This is a genomic window from Vibrio sp. R15-SG3-ISO1A, assembly GCF_059833955.1.
The window spans coordinates 70,843-88,624 of the sequence record NZ_JCBDGH010000096.1 but is presented as its reverse complement, the minus strand read 5'-3'; the positions used below and the strand labels follow the sequence as shown (position 1 = coordinate 88,624).

At 49.2% G+C, this 17,782-nt stretch carries 19 protein-coding genes; 4 read left to right on the top strand and 15 right to left on the bottom strand.

Translation table 11 applies throughout. The features are described from left to right. Positions 1–54: 54 nt before the first annotated feature. Positions 55–1,242 (bottom strand): sugar efflux transporter, encoded by a 1,188-nt coding sequence (locus tag AC6R0L_RS17630; RefSeq protein ID WP_487901613.1) that lies wholly within the window; start codon positions 1,240–1,242, stop codon positions 55–57. A 195-nt stretch (positions 1,243–1,437) separates the two neighbouring features. Between AC6R0L_RS17630 and AC6R0L_RS17625 the strand changes: the two genes are divergently transcribed. Both AC6R0L_RS17625 and AC6R0L_RS17620 read left to right on the top strand, forming a co-directional pair. Further along, positions 1,438–2,352 (top strand): helix-turn-helix domain-containing protein, encoded by a 915-nt coding sequence (locus AC6R0L_RS17625; protein WP_487901614.1) that lies wholly within the window; start codon positions 1,438–1,440, stop codon positions 2,350–2,352. A 182-nt stretch (positions 2,353–2,534) separates the two neighbouring features. Further along, positions 2,535–3,542: a transporter gene (locus AC6R0L_RS17620; RefSeq protein WP_500629983.1), complete on the top strand. Its 1,008-nt coding sequence runs from the start codon at positions 2,535–2,537 to the stop codon at positions 3,540–3,542. Here AC6R0L_RS17620 and AC6R0L_RS17615 read toward each other — a convergent pair. Genes AC6R0L_RS17615 through AC6R0L_RS17600 form a run of 4 tightly spaced genes read right to left on the bottom strand, consistent with a single transcriptional unit; the run spans position 3,539 to position 5,994 of the window. Continuing rightward, positions 3,539–4,147 carry a hypothetical protein gene (locus AC6R0L_RS17615; protein WP_500629982.1) on the bottom strand — a complete coding sequence of 203 codons (609 nt, stop codon included), beginning with the start codon at positions 4,145–4,147 and terminating at the stop codon, positions 3,539–3,541. The two genes, AC6R0L_RS17620 and AC6R0L_RS17615, sit on opposite strands and share 4 nt — an antisense overlap. Positions 4,148–4,163: 16 nt before the next feature. After that, positions 4,164–4,844, bottom strand: a complete 681-nt coding sequence (locus tag AC6R0L_RS17610; RefSeq protein WP_500629981.1) for a C39 family peptidase — start codon at positions 4,842–4,844, stop codon at positions 4,164–4,166. A gap of 2 nt (positions 4,845–4,846) precedes the next feature. After that, complete coding sequence (locus AC6R0L_RS17605; RefSeq protein ID WP_334551568.1) at positions 4,847–5,173, bottom strand: carbon storage regulator; 327 nt, start codon at positions 5,171–5,173, stop codon at positions 4,847–4,849. Positions 5,174–5,196: 23 nt separating this feature from the next. Then, positions 5,197–5,994, bottom strand: a complete 798-nt coding sequence (locus tag AC6R0L_RS17600; RefSeq protein ID WP_487901618.1) for a hypothetical protein — start codon at positions 5,992–5,994, stop codon at positions 5,197–5,199. A gap of 518 nt (positions 5,995–6,512) precedes the next feature. On the opposite strand from AC6R0L_RS17600, the gene AC6R0L_RS17595 reads away from it, so the two are divergent. Continuing rightward, positions 6,513–7,154: a helix-turn-helix transcriptional regulator gene (locus AC6R0L_RS17595; protein WP_500629980.1), complete on the top strand. Its 642-nt coding sequence runs from the start codon at positions 6,513–6,515 to the stop codon at positions 7,152–7,154. A gap of 31 nt (positions 7,155–7,185) precedes the next feature. Here the strand turns inward: AC6R0L_RS17595 and AC6R0L_RS17590 are convergent, their stop codons facing one another. The 7 genes from AC6R0L_RS17590 to kduI form a co-directional block, all read right to left on the bottom strand. Then, positions 7,186–8,349, bottom strand: a complete 1,164-nt coding sequence (locus AC6R0L_RS17590; protein WP_500629979.1) for a transporter substrate-binding domain-containing protein — start codon at positions 8,347–8,349, stop codon at positions 7,186–7,188. A 19-nt stretch (positions 8,350–8,368) separates the two neighbouring features. Further along, positions 8,369–10,000 carry a methyl-accepting chemotaxis protein gene (locus AC6R0L_RS17585; RefSeq protein WP_500629978.1) on the bottom strand — a complete coding sequence of 544 codons (1,632 nt, stop codon included), beginning with the start codon at positions 9,998–10,000 and terminating at the stop codon, positions 8,369–8,371. 132 nt (positions 10,001–10,132) lie between these two features. Beyond that, a complete protein-coding gene (locus AC6R0L_RS17580; protein WP_500629977.1) occupies positions 10,133–10,903 on the bottom strand; it encodes an IclR family transcriptional regulator in 771 nt (256 codons plus the stop codon). Between the two features lie 76 nt (positions 10,904–10,979). Beyond that, on the bottom strand, positions 10,980–12,287 hold the full coding sequence (locus AC6R0L_RS17575) for a TRAP transporter large permease (protein WP_500629976.1): 1,308 nt from the start codon (positions 12,285–12,287) through the stop codon (positions 10,980–10,982). Between the two features lies 1 nt (position 12,288). Then, positions 12,289–12,828 carry a TRAP transporter small permease gene (locus AC6R0L_RS17570; RefSeq protein ID WP_500629975.1) on the bottom strand — a complete coding sequence of 180 codons (540 nt, stop codon included), beginning with the start codon at positions 12,826–12,828 and terminating at the stop codon, positions 12,289–12,291. A gap of 51 nt (positions 12,829–12,879) precedes the next feature. Next, on the bottom strand, positions 12,880–13,863 hold the full coding sequence (locus tag AC6R0L_RS17565; protein ID WP_334551556.1) for a TRAP transporter substrate-binding protein: 984 nt from the start codon (positions 13,861–13,863) through the stop codon (positions 12,880–12,882). Positions 13,864–13,908: 45 nt separating this feature from the next. After that, positions 13,909–14,751, bottom strand: coding sequence for a 5-dehydro-4-deoxy-D-glucuronate isomerase (kduI, locus tag AC6R0L_RS17560; protein ID WP_500630009.1), 843 nt, complete (start codon positions 14,749–14,751; stop codon positions 13,909–13,911). A 458-nt stretch (positions 14,752–15,209) separates the two neighbouring features. On the opposite strand from kduI, the gene AC6R0L_RS17555 reads away from it, so the two are divergent. Continuing rightward, positions 15,210–15,629, top strand: a complete 420-nt coding sequence (locus AC6R0L_RS17555; protein ID WP_334552188.1) for a L,D-transpeptidase family protein — start codon at positions 15,210–15,212, stop codon at positions 15,627–15,629. Between the two features lie 4 nt (positions 15,630–15,633). Here AC6R0L_RS17555 and yddG read toward each other — a convergent pair whose 3' ends face one another. The 3 genes from yddG to AC6R0L_RS17540 all read right to left on the bottom strand — a co-directional run bounded on the left by yddG (position 15,634) and on the right by AC6R0L_RS17540 (position 17,705). Continuing rightward, positions 15,634–16,542, bottom strand: coding sequence for an aromatic amino acid DMT transporter YddG (yddG, locus tag AC6R0L_RS17550; protein WP_500630008.1), 909 nt, complete (start codon positions 16,540–16,542; stop codon positions 15,634–15,636). Positions 16,543–16,566: 24 nt separating this feature from the next. Then, positions 16,567–16,965, bottom strand: coding sequence for an OsmC family protein (locus AC6R0L_RS17545; protein WP_334551554.1), 399 nt, complete (start codon positions 16,963–16,965; stop codon positions 16,567–16,569). Positions 16,966–17,090: 125 nt separating this feature from the next. Beyond that, positions 17,091–17,705 carry a LysE family translocator gene (locus tag AC6R0L_RS17540; protein WP_334551552.1) on the bottom strand — a complete coding sequence of 205 codons (615 nt, stop codon included), beginning with the start codon at positions 17,703–17,705 and terminating at the stop codon, positions 17,091–17,093. Positions 17,706–17,782: the final 77 nt, after the last annotated feature.

Sequence of the window (17,782 nt, the reverse complement as noted above, 5' to 3'; positions counted from 1 at the left end):
TCGAGGCGAACCTTAAGGTCAACGGTGACAGCGCCGTTGACCCAGCGCCCCCCATCACGCGCTCGGCGCGTGACACTCGGGTTCTGCTTTGTGACTCATCATTTCAAACACCACCAGTAATAAGGCAGCGGTGATGGCCCCCGCTAAACAGAGATATAACGCGCTGTAATAGTTATACAGCTCGGCGACCACACCCACCGCGAGGCTCGAAACAAGGGTACTGATGTTCAGCATGTTGGAAAACAGCGTCGATGCGGTGCCGAGGCGATCCTTCATCATGTCTTGCAATGCCACCATACCTAAGGTCGCGCATATCCCAATAAAGAAACCATTCAGCAATTGAGCAAACAGCATCACGCTAAATTGGGTTTCTACGAGCATCACCAAATAGAACAGCGCACCAGAGACAACCGCGGTCGTCATCACCCTTGTCGTACCAAATTTGTCCGCCATACGGCCGGCGGCCAGCATCACCGGAATCTCAAAGGCGGCCGCAGCCCCAAACAACAGCCCAAGCCAACTGGCATCGACCACTAACTCTTGAGAGAGGTAAAGCGGAATACTGATGATGTAGAGGTTATTCGCAGAAAACGCGCACACCACGATCACGCAGTACAGCAGCACACGTTTACCCAGAGGTTTATTGACGCGACTTGCTGAGCGCTCCTCTTGCGTCACCACATTCGAGGGGATCTGCTTGACGACCACCCAAATACCCAAGGCCACGATCACAGCCGAGACCGCAAACGAGGCGCTAAAGCCAAACTGAGCTTTGAGCATAAACGCTGCGGGTGGACCAAACACCCACGCAATCGCTAGACCCGCTCGCATGGTTGCAACAAAACGCGTGCTGTTGTCGACATGACGGTCACCATACTCTCGGCCGAGAGCGAACAATTGACCAAACGAAGCGCCACTGACGCTGCCGAACAGTGTGACCACAGCAACCGCCAACCAGTAGTCACGAATCACAGTAAAGCTCGCCACGGTAATGAGGTAGCAGCTTAACGAGACGACTAAAATGGTTTTGCGATTCCAATGGCTGTCTGACCGTTTGGCGATCGCCGACGAGACCCATACCGAACTGCTGACCGCCACCACCATGTAGAGGCTCAACATCAATGGTGAAGCACCCAGTTCTTGCACAATGAAGAGACTCGATAATGGATAGAAAAACGCGCCGCACAAGCCGGTGACAAAAGTGGTAAATATAAAATAGAGTGCGGTTTTATCCCGGTACATGGCGGACTCCCCATCCAGACACATTGAGAACGAACACGGCGAATACGCCGCAAGCAATGTCCGTCAGTCTACGACAATCCCCCGCCGATAATGGTAGTATTCGAGCCAGATTTGATACTATTCCTTCAACTTTACACTCATCTTTGACAGAAAAGCGTCACAAAGCTAGGCTAACGACAAACCAAGGAGCACATTGTGAAGCCATTTAAAGAGCATGTACTGACCACCCCTAGCTTTGACTGGCTGGTGCGTGAATTTCGTTGCCGAGAGCACAACGATCAGTACGCCTGCTCATGGCACTATCACAGTGAGTATGAGTTGGTGCTCTATCTCGATCCGCACTCAGTGTTTCAGGGTAACTATTACGCCGGTGATGCGATTGGCGAGATTGTGGATCATACTCTGCTGCTTTATGGGCCTGGGCTGCCCCACATGCTCGCAGGCAAAAGTGTTGCCTCAGAGAACAATGAGCAACACACGGTGATCATTTGGTTCTCACAGCACTGGGTGGATCAACTGCAGCACTTAGTGCCCGAAGCGAGACACCTCTCTCGCTTGCTGAGCCAAGCTGCGCACGGGCTGCATTTTAGCCCTGAGATTGCCCAGAAAGTGGCCAACATCATGGAAGGGTGTATCCATCTGCCGCGCCATCACCAGGTGGTCAAAGTCATTGACGTGCTGCTCACGCTTGCCGACGATCTTAAGGCGACCAAACTCTGTACCTCACCATATCGTATACAGCCTTTTTCCTCCCAGCACGACACGGATCGCCGCATTGAACTGGCCACGCATTACATTGAACAGCACTACGCACAAAGCATCACAATGGCCGCGTTGTGTCAAACACTGCACATGAGTGAAAGCTCCGCCTATCGATTGTTTGAAAAACACTATGGGGTAAGTTTCTCTGAACATCTCAAGCAGTATCGCGTGGGCAAAGCCTGCGAGCTGCTGGCCAGTACTCGTTTGCCGATCTCCCTTGTTGCAGAGCGTACCGGCTTTAAAAACCTCTCCAACTTTAACCGTCAATTCAAAGGGGTTAAGGCGATGACACCGAGCGAATTTCGCCAACAGTTTATCTCTCCCTTAACGGTAAAATCCTCTCCCTAGCATGTTGTTGGCCTTAACCGCAGACGAAAAAGTATGAACACTCTCTCCTCCTTTTGCCTGCAACACGACACGTCTAACCGTCTCAGGGCTTAGAAGAGACACAACACAAACTTTCGTTCATAGCGGAGCCTCTCACCCTGTTCTATCTAATCAAGTACCTATGGATAGAAGAGGCTTACCCGATGTCCTTTCCCTTGACGAAATTCTCCCTAACAACCTTGACTCTACCCTGCTTAAGCGCATTGCTCTTGTCCAACACGACATTCGCGCAAGAAGAGGCGGCTCGACCGTTAACTGTGGGCGATGTGATCGCACGACCTGGCGTACTGACACCGAAAGGAAAACTCACTTTTGACGCCTCACTCAGTTACACGCAAAACTCATCCAATAAAGTCTCTGTGGTTGGGTATACCGTGTTACCGACGCTGATTGTTGGACGTATCGAGGTGAGTGATTCAGACAGAACCACCATTACCGCAGGGATGAGTGCGCGTTATGGACTCACCAACACAACAGAGTTGGAACTGCGCTTACCGTTTGTGTATCGAAACGATCAAATCTCTACCCGCCCAATCCAAGACGGTGCGCAAGACAACACGGTCAATATCACGCTAGATGGAGGGGGATTAGGCGATGTGGAGTTAGCGCTGCGCCATCAATTCAATGTCGACTCAACGCCTTACTGGATTGGCGGCCTAAGCGTCAAATCAGACAGCGGAAAGTCGCCCTATGACATCGAGATCGACGACACCACCAATACCTACAAAGAGGTCCCAACCGGATCCGGTTTTTGGAGCATTGAGCCCAGCCTTTCGATGATCTATCCGACCGACCCTGCCGTCCTCTTTACCAGTTTCAGCTACATTTACAATTTTGAAGATGACGTCAATGTAGGGGACAGCAGCAGTGCCGTAAAATTGGGTGATACCCTTTCATTAGGCGCGGGGATTGGCTTTTCAGTCAATCCTGATCTGTCGTTTTCGCTCGGCTTGAGCCACAAAACGATATTGAAAAGCACACTGGATGGCGAAGAGGCGGACGATGCAAAACTACTGCAACTGGATTCGATCAACTTTGGTATCAACTACGCGTTTTCAAAGACATCGTCATTGAACGTCAACGCTCAGGCAGGCTTAACCGAAGACACCCCCGACTTCCAACTGACAGTGAGGGTGCCGTTCAGTTTCTAATATCCTCCGATCAATAAGGCATCTTGAAGCTTGGTGCGACTGCGAATCTGTTGCACTAAGCCGCTGACTTGAGCGTCAATATTGACAATCGTATCCACCCCCAGCACGCTGTGATCGAGTGTATTTTGAATCACATTAGTGATGCTTGCTGAGGTGATCGACGCCGATGTACTGTTGGTCACATCCAGTGAATTGACTAACGCCGCTGGGTTGACACTCACATCTCCTGCAATCTGATTGCCTTCGCCTACTTGAACAACATTCACCACATCGGTGACGGGCACCGCAGTCGTTGTAGTCGACGAGTCCGTTGGATTGGCTTGCCGGACTTGATAGTTCGCCGACTGCTTGAGCAGTTGACCGTTTTCAAACACCAAGTTGGCGATTTGCGTATTAAAGACCGATTGTCCATTAACACTGCTTCGTACACTCAAGCCTATATTGATGACGTAGTCTCTGTTGATTTGAAACCCTCCTCGATACAGAGCCAATCTCGATTGACTCATGGGTGTCAGTTGAACTTGCTGTATATCAATGGCATCAGCAAACACGGACATCGACGCCATGCTGGCTAATACTCCTATTACCACCTTTACCGTTTTCATAATGTCGCCCTAAAGGCTAGTATTCCCCGGCCTCTGGTAACGTGATCGAAAATACCCCGAGAGATTCTCGAGATACCCCTGTGCTTAATGGTGCGCTATGATAAACCGCGAAGTGATCATCGGTAATAAACGAGGCCCTCCCCACTTCCGCTTTATTGCGAATCAGCAGGACAACACCTTGATAGTACTGTTCAAACTCTTCAAAGCTCATCATCATGGTGCCACGAGAAGGATCGCCTAAGATCACAGAATGTTGGTTCATTCCCTTTATGACCACAAAGTGAAGATAACCGTCAAAGTTCACTAAGGTCACCCCAGGGACACCTACCTGTTTCATTTTCTCCAAACTGATCTGAAATCCATCTGCGCGCAGCCCTTGAGCGTCAAGATACTGCTTCATATCCAGCAACGAAAAGCCCTGTTGCTCAATGAGGGCTTGATCCCCATTTGAGAACATCACTTCAAATATCTCTTGTTCGGCGGAAGGGGTTTGGTAGTGGTAAGTCAGAAGGGAAGCCAGCGCCGCAGAGCCACAACTAAAATCGTATTGTTGACGATGCACGTCACCAAACTGCAACTCCTTGTAGCTTTTTACGGGCACGCTGTACATTCCGCGCTGGGGGAGAAAATTGAGAGCTTGAGCAGAAGAACAGAGCATCGCTCCTACCCAAGCTAAAATTACGCACCAAAGTTTCATGGTCATTTCAGTGTTAAATTGACAACTGTTGAGTTTTGTATCAACACATTATTGCCAGTGTTTTGGACCACGCTCGTGATACCTGAGCTGTGCATGAGCGCACTACTCGCGATCACGTTGTTCCCCGTGACACTGTTTGTCACCGCATTTCCTGCGTTGATACCATTTATCTCTGACGACGCAGTCACACTCTCGATGTCGATGTGATATTGGCCTCCACGGGAGCTGTCGAGTTGCTGCTCCGACAGCCCCGGTTGTTCCAATATCAACTCATCGGCATAAGCAGATAGCGTGCCCAACGTCATCAGGACGAATAGAGCTGTACGCATCGCTTTGCTCCTAGAGTGCGAACTTAATCGGTAAACACAGACGCGTTAGTGGATACAGACTGTTGGATCAATGAGTTTGAACCCGCATTCTGCGCCACAGTCACGATACCCGCTGCACTGCCAAAGCCATCCATACGATTGATGTTGTCTACGCTCACACGGCCTTTGTTTCCACCGGCACCGTAAACGACAGATACACCCGATACGCTACCGCCCAGTGTTGAGCTGGCCACAACCGTGTCGGAGTCGAGATCAATCTCATAGGTATTCGTGTAGGTATTGGCACTGTTGTTCCAAGTATTACTGTTATCACTGCCATCGTTGTAGCTGCCATTAGTACTGGAATTGGTGTTACCACTGGCGACCGTTGCAGTATTACCACTATCGTCAACACTGTTGTCGATATCAGTATTCGCCTCGGTATACGTAGCAGTGTTACCACTGTCGTCAACACTGTTATCCGTCATGGTGTTACCACTCGCTAAATTCGCCGTATTTCCACTATTGGCCACACTGTTGTCAGTATCCGTGTTCGCTTCGGTATACGTCGCTGTGTTACCACTATCGTCAACGCTGTTGTCCGTCATGGTGTTGCCGCTGGCTAAATTCGCCGTATTCCCACTGTTGGCCACACTGTTGTCGGTATCATTGTCATACACCGTTTGCGTTTGCGTCACGGTGTTGGCACTGTCGTCCCAGTTGTTACTTGAATCTGTATTGTGACTTAGAAAGTCGTCACTGTTATTGTTATCGGCCCACGCTATACCACTCACAAATAGCGCTGACATCGCGACAGCAATACCGGTTTTTTGAAGATTCATAATGTGCACTCCATTAAGTTGACTGATTGTTCCTCGCCCTAAGGCAAGCTCAGTATAGGGGGTGCGCAATTTGGAATTGTCTCACCGCTAAGACTGTCTAAAGCCAGACACCAGCAATTTAGTGAACACTTATCACTGCTTGTTTTTTTAATCTTTAAAAACAATATCTTATCGGGAACTGCTGACTGAAGTATGAAAGAAGATGACTATTTTGGAGGGAAAAAGTATGACGTGTTTACGGCTAATTTCAGTCTTGCACGCTCATACAGTCGTGATGAAAGATAAAGTCAGAGCAAAGTTAACCTACTGATTTAAAATCACAAAACAACGTTCCGACTAAGCGCTTAGTTTATATACCGCCGATCATGTTGAAACTAAAGGTCACCGCCCGAATCCGCTTCTAGTCTCTCTTTATGATTTTACGCAGTCATACTGGGCGCTGGCGTATACTTACCCCTATTGAAAGGACGATGTTTAGAGGCTTTCGACGTTCATTTTGTTGCCAGGATGGGAAACCCATGGATACCTATACACTGATGCTCCTGACGCAAAAAAATTTGCAAAGTAGCTTAATTCAACAACAGCTCTCAACCATCAAGAATGTCAGTGTTGAGAGCTGCGCTCCAGAGCAATTGGTCGAGCTTTCCGGTAAGCGCAAAGTGGATCTGGTCGTGGTGGATTACGCCTACTTGGACGATATGTTACGTGAAGACGTCCTGCCTGACTTCGAGTTGCTCGGATTTGGTTTGCTGGTTCACAACGTACCGGAGGAGGCGCAAAATTTTACCTTCGTGCGTTGGAAGTTTCTGCGTGGCCTGCTCCTTCAATCCGCTTCGGTCGACCACTTAACACAGAGTGTGAAATACATTTTGTCTGGTGGATTGTGGCTGCCCAGAAAATGCCTAGAACACACCGTGCTCCACTATCGAGATCCGGACACCGTCCAACACGACTACTACGCCAACTTGACCTGCCGAGAGAAGCAGATTCTAGATTTAATCTATCATGGCAAATCTAACCAGCAGATCGCCAACCAACTCTATCTCGCTGAAAGTACGGTCAAAAGCCACATCTACAAACTGTATAAAAAGCTGCATGTACACAAGCGAAAAGAGGCGGCGCAGGTCGTCCGAGCGGTCCAAAACGCCACGGGGCTTTAATTCAATGTGTGTGATTGAGCTTGGAACTTAATCATTTTGCTTGGTCGTTTTGAAAGAATCGCTCCAGATTCACGCCCACCGTCATACCGCCGATAAATCGCCCTGTTTGGCTGTCGCGGATAGGAACACTGATTTGGGTTTGAAACAGATTGGTCGAAGGATCGTACTGAATGTCGTCAATAAACATGTCAATGCCGTTCAAGAGCCTCAAGTATTTGGGCTCATCGCCTTGCCACAAGTCTGATGTCACCACACTTTGTCCCACGTTATAGCCTTGAGCATCAAAAACCATGATTTCGGAGAAGATCTCTTGGCTTTGTTGCTGAACTTGAATCAGATGTTGTGAGAGCGCATTGCCCATCAAGGCATCAAAATTGTTTTTCATTTGTCTGTGCTGAGGATCTTTATTCGCTATCGCGACGCCATCACTGACCAACGCATTTTTCGCCAAAGGCACAATATCTTGCATGGCGAACTGCTTAAGCACTTGCTCCTCCTTATCATTCAGCGAATAGGAAACACTCGAACAGACAGGAATATAGCTGTTGAACCTTGCCATGAAGCCTTCATTTTCGTTGACGAACTCATTATTAAAGTAAATGCCCAATGCAGAGAATTTCAAAAACTGCGAGTTAAGCTGCGACACTCGGTCCATCGGGTAAGAGCCGGAGGCAATTTCACTGTTGAACGCATTCAGGTCAATGGCGATCACCTCGATGCGATTTTTCAGTAGCAGGTTGATCAACTGTGCCGAATCTTTGGCGCGGATGATGGGGGTGTACATGGTTTGGCCTGATAGCCAAGCATCTTGAGCACTGCCATGCACCACGCCGAGTTTGTCAAAATTGACGGTGTCACCGCTGTACACCCAATACCACTTTTCCAGTACTAGAGGGTGCGTCAAGGTCGCATTACCAGAGAGCTCTGAGTTATAGGTTGAAGAGAAAAAGCCATCCACACCGCCAGTTTTCAACGACTGACTGGCGCGCTTCCAAGGTGAGAGTTGGATTCGGTAATCCATGTCCATATTTTCTAAAATACACTTTACCGTGTCCACCACAGTGCCATGTAGCTCGCCATTATCAAAGCTTTGATAAGGTTTAGAAATTTCCGTATAAAGCTCAACAGAATTGGCCCATGTCTTTACCCAAGGCATCAACAGGAGCCACCACACTGCGACTAAACGCGCCATCATCACTCTCCTTGCTTATGGGTTATCTCACCACAAACTGATTGACGTCACGGCTCAGCCCACTCGATAGCTCCATGACATTTTGCGCGACTTGATGGATACGCTCTGACAAGGCTTTGCTGCTCTGATTCTGATCATTGAGGCTGACAAGGTTAGTGTTGATCTCTTCAGAGGTGGTGCTTTGTTCCTCCGTCGCGGCGGCAATTTGGGTCGCCATGTCACTGACATCAATGGTGGCTTGATGAATCTCGGTAAAGAGCGTTTGAATTTTCTCCGCCGCTTCGACTGAACTGCGTACTTTATCATTCCCCACGCGAATCGATGACACGGCGTTTTGCACACCCACCTGCAAGGAGTCGATCATCTTCTGAATCTCCTCAGTAGATTGTTGGGTTTTGCTTGCCAATGAGCGAACTTCATCCGCTACCACAGCAAAGCCGCGTCCTTGCTCACCCGCTCGTGCTGCTTCGATGGCCGCATTAAGCGCCAGTAGATTAGTCTGCTCTGCGATGTTACGAATCACATCCAATACGGAGACGATGTTTTGCGATTCGGTTGACAGATTTTCGATAACATTATTGGCATCGGTAATCGCATCAGACAACTCATGCGTGCCACGTACCGACCCCTCAATCAAGGCTTGACCATTTTGCGTCACTTTCGCGGTCGATTCCGACATTCTTGCCGCTTTGTCCGAATACTCAGCGACCTCTTTTACCGAGACGCTGAACTGATTAACAGCGGTGGCGATCATATCGATACCACGACTGATCTCTTCGTTCACCACCTGCGCCTGTGAGTAGCTCTGGTTGAGTTCATCAGCCGTATGATTAAGATTATTGGTGTTATCGTAAATACCAATAATGATGCCCTGCAGTTTGCTGACAAAAGTATCAAAGGTACCGGCCAGCAGCCCAAGTTCATCTTTGCGTTTAGAGTCGATACGTTGTGTTAAATCCCCATCACCTTGCGAGATTTCACCCACGCGTGAGGTCAATTGGCGCATACCGTCGACCAATAGTTTGGGGACAAAGAAGGTCAGTACAGACGAGAGCACACCGACGAAAATGACGAAAAGAAGAAGATTGCGGTGATTCACATCCATGCGTGCATTGAGCACATCGACGGTTTGCTTTGCTTGTGCATCGAGCGCTTCACCGGCGACGTCATAGAAATCCCTTAACGTGGAAAAGTGCGCGCTGTTATCACCACTGAGCAATTCGGAAGCACGTTGCATCTCCCCTTTGTCACGCAGCGCAATCACTTCAAGAGAGGAGCTTTTCCATAGGTCAAACGCTTGTTGGTAGCCTTTAAGCTTCGCCAATATTGCCTGCTCCTCTTGCATATAACCGAGATAGTTGTTCATTCTATCCAGTGCTTGCTGTGCGTTTTCTTCAAAATCAGCAAGATCATCCTCAGTGCCATTGGCTGTGATGTAACTCATTTGCGCCACTCTGGCTTGGTATAAATCTCGGTCAGCATTGAGGATATCGGACAGCGCAGGCATATAAGTTTGACCAAACAAACCCAGGCCATTATTGAGTGCGGAGGAAATGGTACTAAAGGTGACAAACACCACCACCAGTGAGACCACTAGCAAACCTAGTGCTGAAGATAGTTTTAAACGGATACTTTTTGACATGGCTGAGAGCATACTCCCTCCTAAGCTCGAATGAGTAGACAGCTACTCATTTGAAGTTAGTTCAGAATGTGACCACCCTCAACCTAAGTGATAGGAAATAACCGGCAAATAACCCACAAGTTGTACCAGTTGCGTCAAGGCTACTTAGTTATTGAGACGCATACTCAATTGAGCGGCCACCTGCGCCAGTTCTTGACGGGTTTGCTCGATGTCTTCGATGTGATGATGAACAGTGCGCGAATTTAAGGTCATGTAAGGTACTGTCATCACTGCCATCAGTTCGCCTAAAGCACCAAAAATTGGATAGCTGATGTTGGTAACGCCAGAAATTTGCGGACTGGCGCCAACGAAGTAGCCGTCTCGCTGTGTTTTCTCGATGTTCGCTAACGCGTGTTCAATTTCAGCGGACGTCGCATCGGTTTGCGCAAGGATTTTGTCGCGCTGAGCTTGCTCGGTAAAACTGAGCAGCACAATGCCCGAGCCCGATGAGCAGATGTCTAACGTTGCCCCTAAGCGTAAGCCAAAGCCCATTTTATAAGGGCTCTCCTGCACACTGATCACCACGAGCTCACCATGTTTGTATTGGCTCAAGTGACAAGATTGGTTCACCTTCAAACACAGATCTTCCATCATAGGCACCGCACGTTTGAGCATCTGCGCAATGGGAGGATGTTGGTTGGACAGCACAAACATTCTCAGGCTGAGCGAATACGCCGATTGTTCAGCGTCGAGCTCAATATACTGCCGCTCCACTAGCACCGACAACATACGAAAAATTTCACTGACGCTGCGATCGAGTTTTTCCGCAATTTGCTTTTTACTCAGCGCCACTGGAGACGCGGCAAGAAGCTCCAAAATGTCGAGCCCTTTCTCAAGTGCGGGCGCGCGATATTCAGTTTTTTTAATGTTGCTCATGATCAATAGAGGCTGGCATAGAGAAGTCTCAGTATGACAGCCAATCTAGGTCCTTTAAAGTAGGTTAACGCCTTGATTAACGGATCAATCCCATCCACTGAGGAATCATCAAGGAAATCGCAGGAATGTAGGTGACGAGCATCAACACACCAAAGATCATCACAAAGAATGGCAACAAGGTGCGAATCACGCTATCAATGCTGATGCCACTGACCTTACAACCGGTAAACAGAATCGGGCCTACCGGCGGCGTAATGGTGCCAAGCGATAAGTTAAACACCAACAAGATACCAAATTGCACCGGATCCATACCCAGAGAAGTACAGATAGGTAGGAAAATCGGTGTGAAGATAAGCACCGCAGGCGTCGGATCCATAAAGGTGCCGACAAACAACAACACCAAGTTGATGATCAGCAAGATCATAAATGGGTTGTCAGTCAATGAGAGCAGCGAGTCTGCAATCATGCCCGGGATCTGGGTAAACGCCATGACCCAAGACATGATCGACGAGGTCGCCAACATGAAAATCACAATCGCTGACATTTTCGCCGTACTGAGGAAAATCTGCGGTAACTCACTGAATTTCAACGAACGATAGCACGACGTCAAAAAGAGTGAGTAAACCACGGCAATCGCCGACGCTTCGGTTGCGGTAAATACGCCGCCAAGAATGCCGCCAATCACCACCAGAACCAAAGTTAAGCTTGGCACCGCTTGAATCGTGACGGAGAAACACTCTTTCAACGTCATGGTATGTTTGGCGATATAGCCACGGCGTTTTGCCATAAAGCCGGCGATGATCATCACGCTCAAACCCCACAAAATACCGGGCACGTAACCACCGACAAACAGCGCCGAGACCGATACGCTACCGGCAACCGTCGCGTAGACAATCAAGGTGTTGCTGGGTGGAATCAACATTCCCGTCGGCGCGGAAGCAATATTTACCGCGGTACTAAAGGCTGGGTCGTAGCCCTCTTTTTTCTGAATCGGCGACATGATGCCACCAACCGCCGCCGCGGATGCCACGCCAGAGCCACTGATTGAACCAAACAGCATGTTGGAGACCACATTGGTCTGCGCCAGTGAACCAGGAAAGAAGCCACTGATGATTTTAGAAAAGTTAATTAGCCGTATTGCTATGCCACCATTGTTCATGATGTTACCGGCCAAAATGAAAAACGGAATAGCGAGCAACGCGAAGGAATCAAGCCCGACGAACATACGCTGCGCTGAGGTCGTCATTGCCCCTTGAAATGGAAGAATGACCGTCATCGCGGCAAAAGAGGCCGCGCCGACACTGATGGCAATCGGCGCACCGATAATCAGCAAGACGATCGCCCCAACAAACATCACCAGTGAGGCGGTAAGAGCCATATCCATATTACACCTCGCTTGAAGCTTTGCTGTGTTTGAGAGCTTTGAATTGATGGATTAGATTCAATTCGTTATAGAGGAAATAAAAGAGAATCAATCCTCCAGAAATCGGGATGGCCGCGTAGATGACACCCATCGGGATTTGCAGTGCCGAGTCTAACTGCCACATTTGGCGTACTGCACTGTTGTAACCACCGATGATCATGATCGCGTAGGCAAAACTGACCGTCACCAACTCGATGAACATCTCCACCAACACGCGCACTTTGTCATTGAACTTGTCACGGATAAAGGTGATGGCCATATGCTCACGTAGTCCAAAGACGTACGCACTGCCAAATAAAATCAGCCAAATGAAGAGATAGCGCGACAGCACTTCACTCACCGCACTTGGGCTATTGAATAGATAGCGTGAGGCAACCTGATAGGTGACCAAGGCGGTCATGGTGCCCACAATCAGAATCAAAAACAGGGACAGCACTTTGTCCACCCACTGTTTTAAGGTTGTCATGGCTGACAACAAGGTTTGAAATACGGTTTTTTGCATAATGAAGATCCGACAAGGAGCCAGCACCGCGCTGGCCCCTTACTCTTGAACTTATTTTAAAGCGGCGATTTTTTCGAACAGCTTCTTCTGAGCTGGAGACTCAGTGAGCGCCTGCTGAAGCGGTTGACAGCTCTCTTGGAATGGCGTGATGTCGACTTCATTGAAGGTCGCACCGTGCGATTTCGCGGTCTCCATTGCCGTGCTGATGCGATCATTCCATAGCTTAAACTGCGCTGGCGTGCTCTCTTTCGCTAGGCGGCGCAGTGTCGCTTGGTCTTCTTTCGACATCGTATCCACAAAGTAGCTGCTCACCACAACCAGATCGGGCACCATCAAATGACGGGTTGATGAGAAGTAAGGTGCCACTTCGTACTGCTTAAGATCCGCATAAGTGATCTCGTTGTTTTCCGCGCCATCCAATACGCCTTGTTGAATCGCGGTGTACACTTCACCTTGACTCATAGGTACGCCCGTACCGCCCATGCACGACAGCATCTTAATCATGGTTTCAGACTGCATTACACGAATCTTGTTGCCTTTCATGTCCGAGACGTTTTCAACCGGCGCATTCTTGGTGTACATGCTGCGAGCGCCTGCGGTGTACGCCGTCAAGACTTCAAAACCAAAGCGTTTGGTGGACGCGAACAGCTCGTCCAACTCGCCCGACGTAAATACTGCCTCTTGGTGCGCTGGACCAGAGTAGACATACGGCATACCAATCACACGGTAGGTCGCGTCGTAGTTTTCAATCAGTGGGTTGGCGACAACCGCCATTTGAATTGCGCCATTTTGCACCAACTCAAGTGCGGCACGTTGGTCGCCAAGCAGTTCATTTGGGTAAATAGACAGTTTGTAACGGCCGTCCGTTTGCTCGTTGAGTTTTTTGCCAAACTCTTGCAATGCGATGTATTGCGGATGATTGTCTGACTGGTTAAACGCCGCTTTGATTTCAGTTGCCGCTTGAGCCATAGAAACGGTGCCTAGGCCAACGCTGACCAAAGCAGATAGAGCCGTCATTTTCAGTACTTTTTTCATCACAGTAGTCCTTGTCAATGTGTAGGGTAATGTCGTTATTGGTTGTTATCGGATGGCGGTCATGTCCACGAAATCCATGTCATCAAAGGTCTGGTTTTCGCCCAACATGCCCCAGACAAAACTGTAGTTGCTGGTCCCACAACCTGAGTGAATTGACCAACTCGGAGATAGCACTAACTGTTTGTCACGTACGACGATGTGTCGTGTTTCTTGCGGCTCTCCCATGAAATGGAAAACCACTTGATTCGGTTGAACGTTGAAATAGAGGTAAGCCTCCATACGGCGTTCGTGAGTGTGCGCAGGCATAGTGTTCCATACACTGCCCGGCGCCAGATGCGTCACACCCATGCACAATTGGCAGGTCGGCAGCACATCTGGGTGCAAGTATTGATTGATCACTCGCAGGTTAGCGGTGTCGTTTGAGCCAAGCTCGACCACTTTCGCTTGTTCACGGGTAATCAAACGCGATGGGTAACCATGATGCGCAGGCGCACTTAAGCAGTAAAGATACGGTTTGTGCGCACTCTCTTCAGAGTGGAAACGGATATTGCGTACCCCTTTGCCTAGGTAAAGGGCATCGAGCGGCTCAAGTCGGTAGATCTCTTCCGAGGTGTGGACTTCAATCGCCCCTTCTCCCAAGTTGACCATGCCCAGTTCGCGGCGCTGCAAGAAATAGTCGGTGCCGAATACGCCATTATCGATGTACTCATCCAAAGAAAGTGGTTGAGTCGTAGGGCACACACCCAGTGCGACCACACGATCGATATGGCTGTAAAGCAAGGTAATCGAGTCTTCAGCAAACAACTGTTCATTTAAGAATTCTGCGCGTAAGCGATCCGTATCGTAGTGCTTCGCATCGAGCGGATTGCTGTTGTAATTGGTAAACATCATTCTCTCCTTTGTGTTGGCAGTAAGTGTATCTTCAATTCATATATGATCAACATCGTTCAAATATAATCAAAAACGAATTGAGATCTTCATCCGCTACCTACCCTCTAAAGGGAAATTTTGTGTGATGTTGGCCATCATTTTTTGCCAAAAACGCGCTAAAAATTAGACATTGAAACAATTTATCTCATTTTTATGAACCATTGTTTTAATATCAATCATTTATCACTCAAGACCGAACTTAGGCGCAATGCGCAGCCCAAAAGAGACAAGCGGATCGCACTGGGCAGCGGTTGTCGTTATACTACTTTGGTTGAGAATGATGCAGCTTGGAGAGAAGGGTTTTGAAGGGGTTACCACAGCGTGCGCTGACGATTGCAGCGCTTTGTTTTTTTGCGAGTGTATGGGGAAGCCCTGAGAGCCTCGCCGCCGACTCTGATGCCTTTAGTCAACCCCGAGTGGATTTGATCCAAGTCGATAAATCAAAACGACGTATGTACCTACTGTCTAACAACGAAGTGGTTCGAGAGTTTCGCATCGCCCTGGGTAAAGCGCCCAAAGGACACAAAACACAAGAGGGTGATCAAAAAACGCCCGAAGGACGCTACTACTTAGATTTTGTGATGGAAGATTCTGAGTTCTACCGTTCCATCCACATCAGTTATCCGAACCAAGCGGATCTCGAATACGCCAGTGCGTTGAATGTTTCGCCGGGCGGAGACATCAAAATTCACGGTTTGAGAAATGGCGAGCAAAGGCCCGCCAACTATGTGCAGAGTTTCGATTGGACGAATGGATGCATTGCTCTCAGCAACCCTGAAATGGATGAATTACTCAGCCTTGTGGAAACGGGAACCCCAATCGACATCCACTGGTGAGCCGCTAAGAGTTGACCTCTTCCAGTGTCGGCGTTTTGCGCTTTTCTCGAGTCACCCACCAGCAAATCAACGAGCCAATGGTGACCATCGCCACGCCTTGAAGAAAACTGTGAGTGATCGCCACACCCAGCAACCATGACGAGATAACGGTCGCGATGATGGGAGTAAAGTAGGACAAGGTCGCCAGAAACACCATGTTGCCACCGATAATCGCGTAGTTCCACAGCGCATACCCTGCCCCCATCGTTACGCCGGCAAGTAACAAAATCGCGCCAGATTCCATCGTCAACACCTCACTCAAAGGCAGAGCGCTGTACTCTGTGAACAGTGGCGCTTTAATCCATAAGGTGATGGCCGTGAGAATAAAAAACAACGTAATGGCGTTTTGCCCTCGCGCTAGGGTTTTGGTTAGGTTGCAATATAGTGCCCATAAAAAGGCTCCGATGAAGGCCATCGAATACGTCGCTGGGTTCGTGGCGACATTGGCTGCAATTTGGCTGACAGAAAGACCCGCATCGCCGGTGATACTCCACGCCACGCCAACAAACGCGAGTGCAATACTTGGGTACACCAGACAACTGGCCCGTTTCGGGCTCAACAGCAGAGCCATCAGTACAGTGAGTGCTGGCCAAAGATAGTTTATCACCAACATTTCAATCGCTTGCATGCGCGAGTTGGCCATGCCCAGCGCTAAGGCGAGACAAATCTCATAGGCGACAAACAGCCCTCCGCCAATGAGCACATACCGCCAAGAGTACTGGCGCCACTTTGGCCTCCCCATCACCAGCAGCAAAAACAACGACGCCACGCTGTACATCGCCGCAGCGCCCGCCACTGGGCCAAAGGACTCTGCGACTAAGCGGGCTAATCCCGTCACGCTGCTCCAAAGAAGAATGGCCGCAATACCGGCCATTGTGTATCGATCGACGGACACGATTTAGACGATTTCCCAACTGTGGGTCATTTCAACGCCCTCACCGAGCATCAAGCAGACTGAGCAATATTTTGTCAGTGAATCGGCCGCCACTTGCGCCACGACTTGGGGATCAAGCGCCTCTCCAGACACCTCAAAATGGATATTCACTTTAGTAAAAATACGTGGCGCGCTGTCACGGCGCTCAGTGGTCAGCTTGGCGACGCAAGTGCTCACCGCTTGGTTGGCTTGTTTGAGACCATCGACCACGTCTACCGAACTACATCCCCCCGCTGCCATCAACACCATCTCCATTGGGCTAGGCGCGCTCGCCCCCCCATTGCCATCCATCACGACAGAGTGGCCCGATTGGGAATGACCTAAAAACTTGAACTCATCGATCCACTTAACTTCTGCTTGCATGATTGTCTCTCTACTCATTTAAAAACTGCGAAAACGTCAGTGTGTAAAAAGCGCCAGTGAAAAACTCACTCGCGCTCTGTTGTCTGCTCATTGCTTCAGCGCATGCTGATACCGGCGATTAGCGATTATACGGTCAGCAAAACTCGCGCTGCGAGCAGTATCAATACACACCCTGATAGTCTATCAATCAATACGGCTTTAGAGCGAATTTTATCGATAAGCTTCGGACTGGAGAGCAAAAACGTAATCAAGGTATACCAGAGTCCATCCACCACAAACGGTGTAAGCACGATGATCGACTTCGCGGCAAAGGTGTCACCAACCGCAACAAATTGGCTAAACAGCGCAATGAAGAACAGCGCAATTTTCGGGCTAAGCAGAGAAATCAGCAGCCCTTCTCGCGCCGATTGAGCCACTGGTGTTGGCTCGCCCGACTCCAGCCTTGCTGCTACGCCACCTTTAGAACGCAGCGCATTGTAGCCAAGGTAGATAAGGTACGCAGCACCGGCGTAGCTAATCCCCTTGAATAGCAAGGGTGATTGCTGCAACACCACAGCTAAGCCAATTAAGGTAATAAACGCATAAACGCCAATACCAAAAGCGTGCGCCCAGGCAGCGGCAAAGCCATTGATGCGCCCGCCCGCCAAACTGTGCTTTGCCACCATGGCCAAACTAGGCCCCGGAGACATAGCACCGAGTAGACAAATCGTGAAAAGTGAAAACCAAATCGTTAAGGTCATGAAAACGTGTCCTAATCCATGTGAATGGCGTAACGATAATGCTGATTAGCTATGATTTGAAATCAAACTTTTTCATA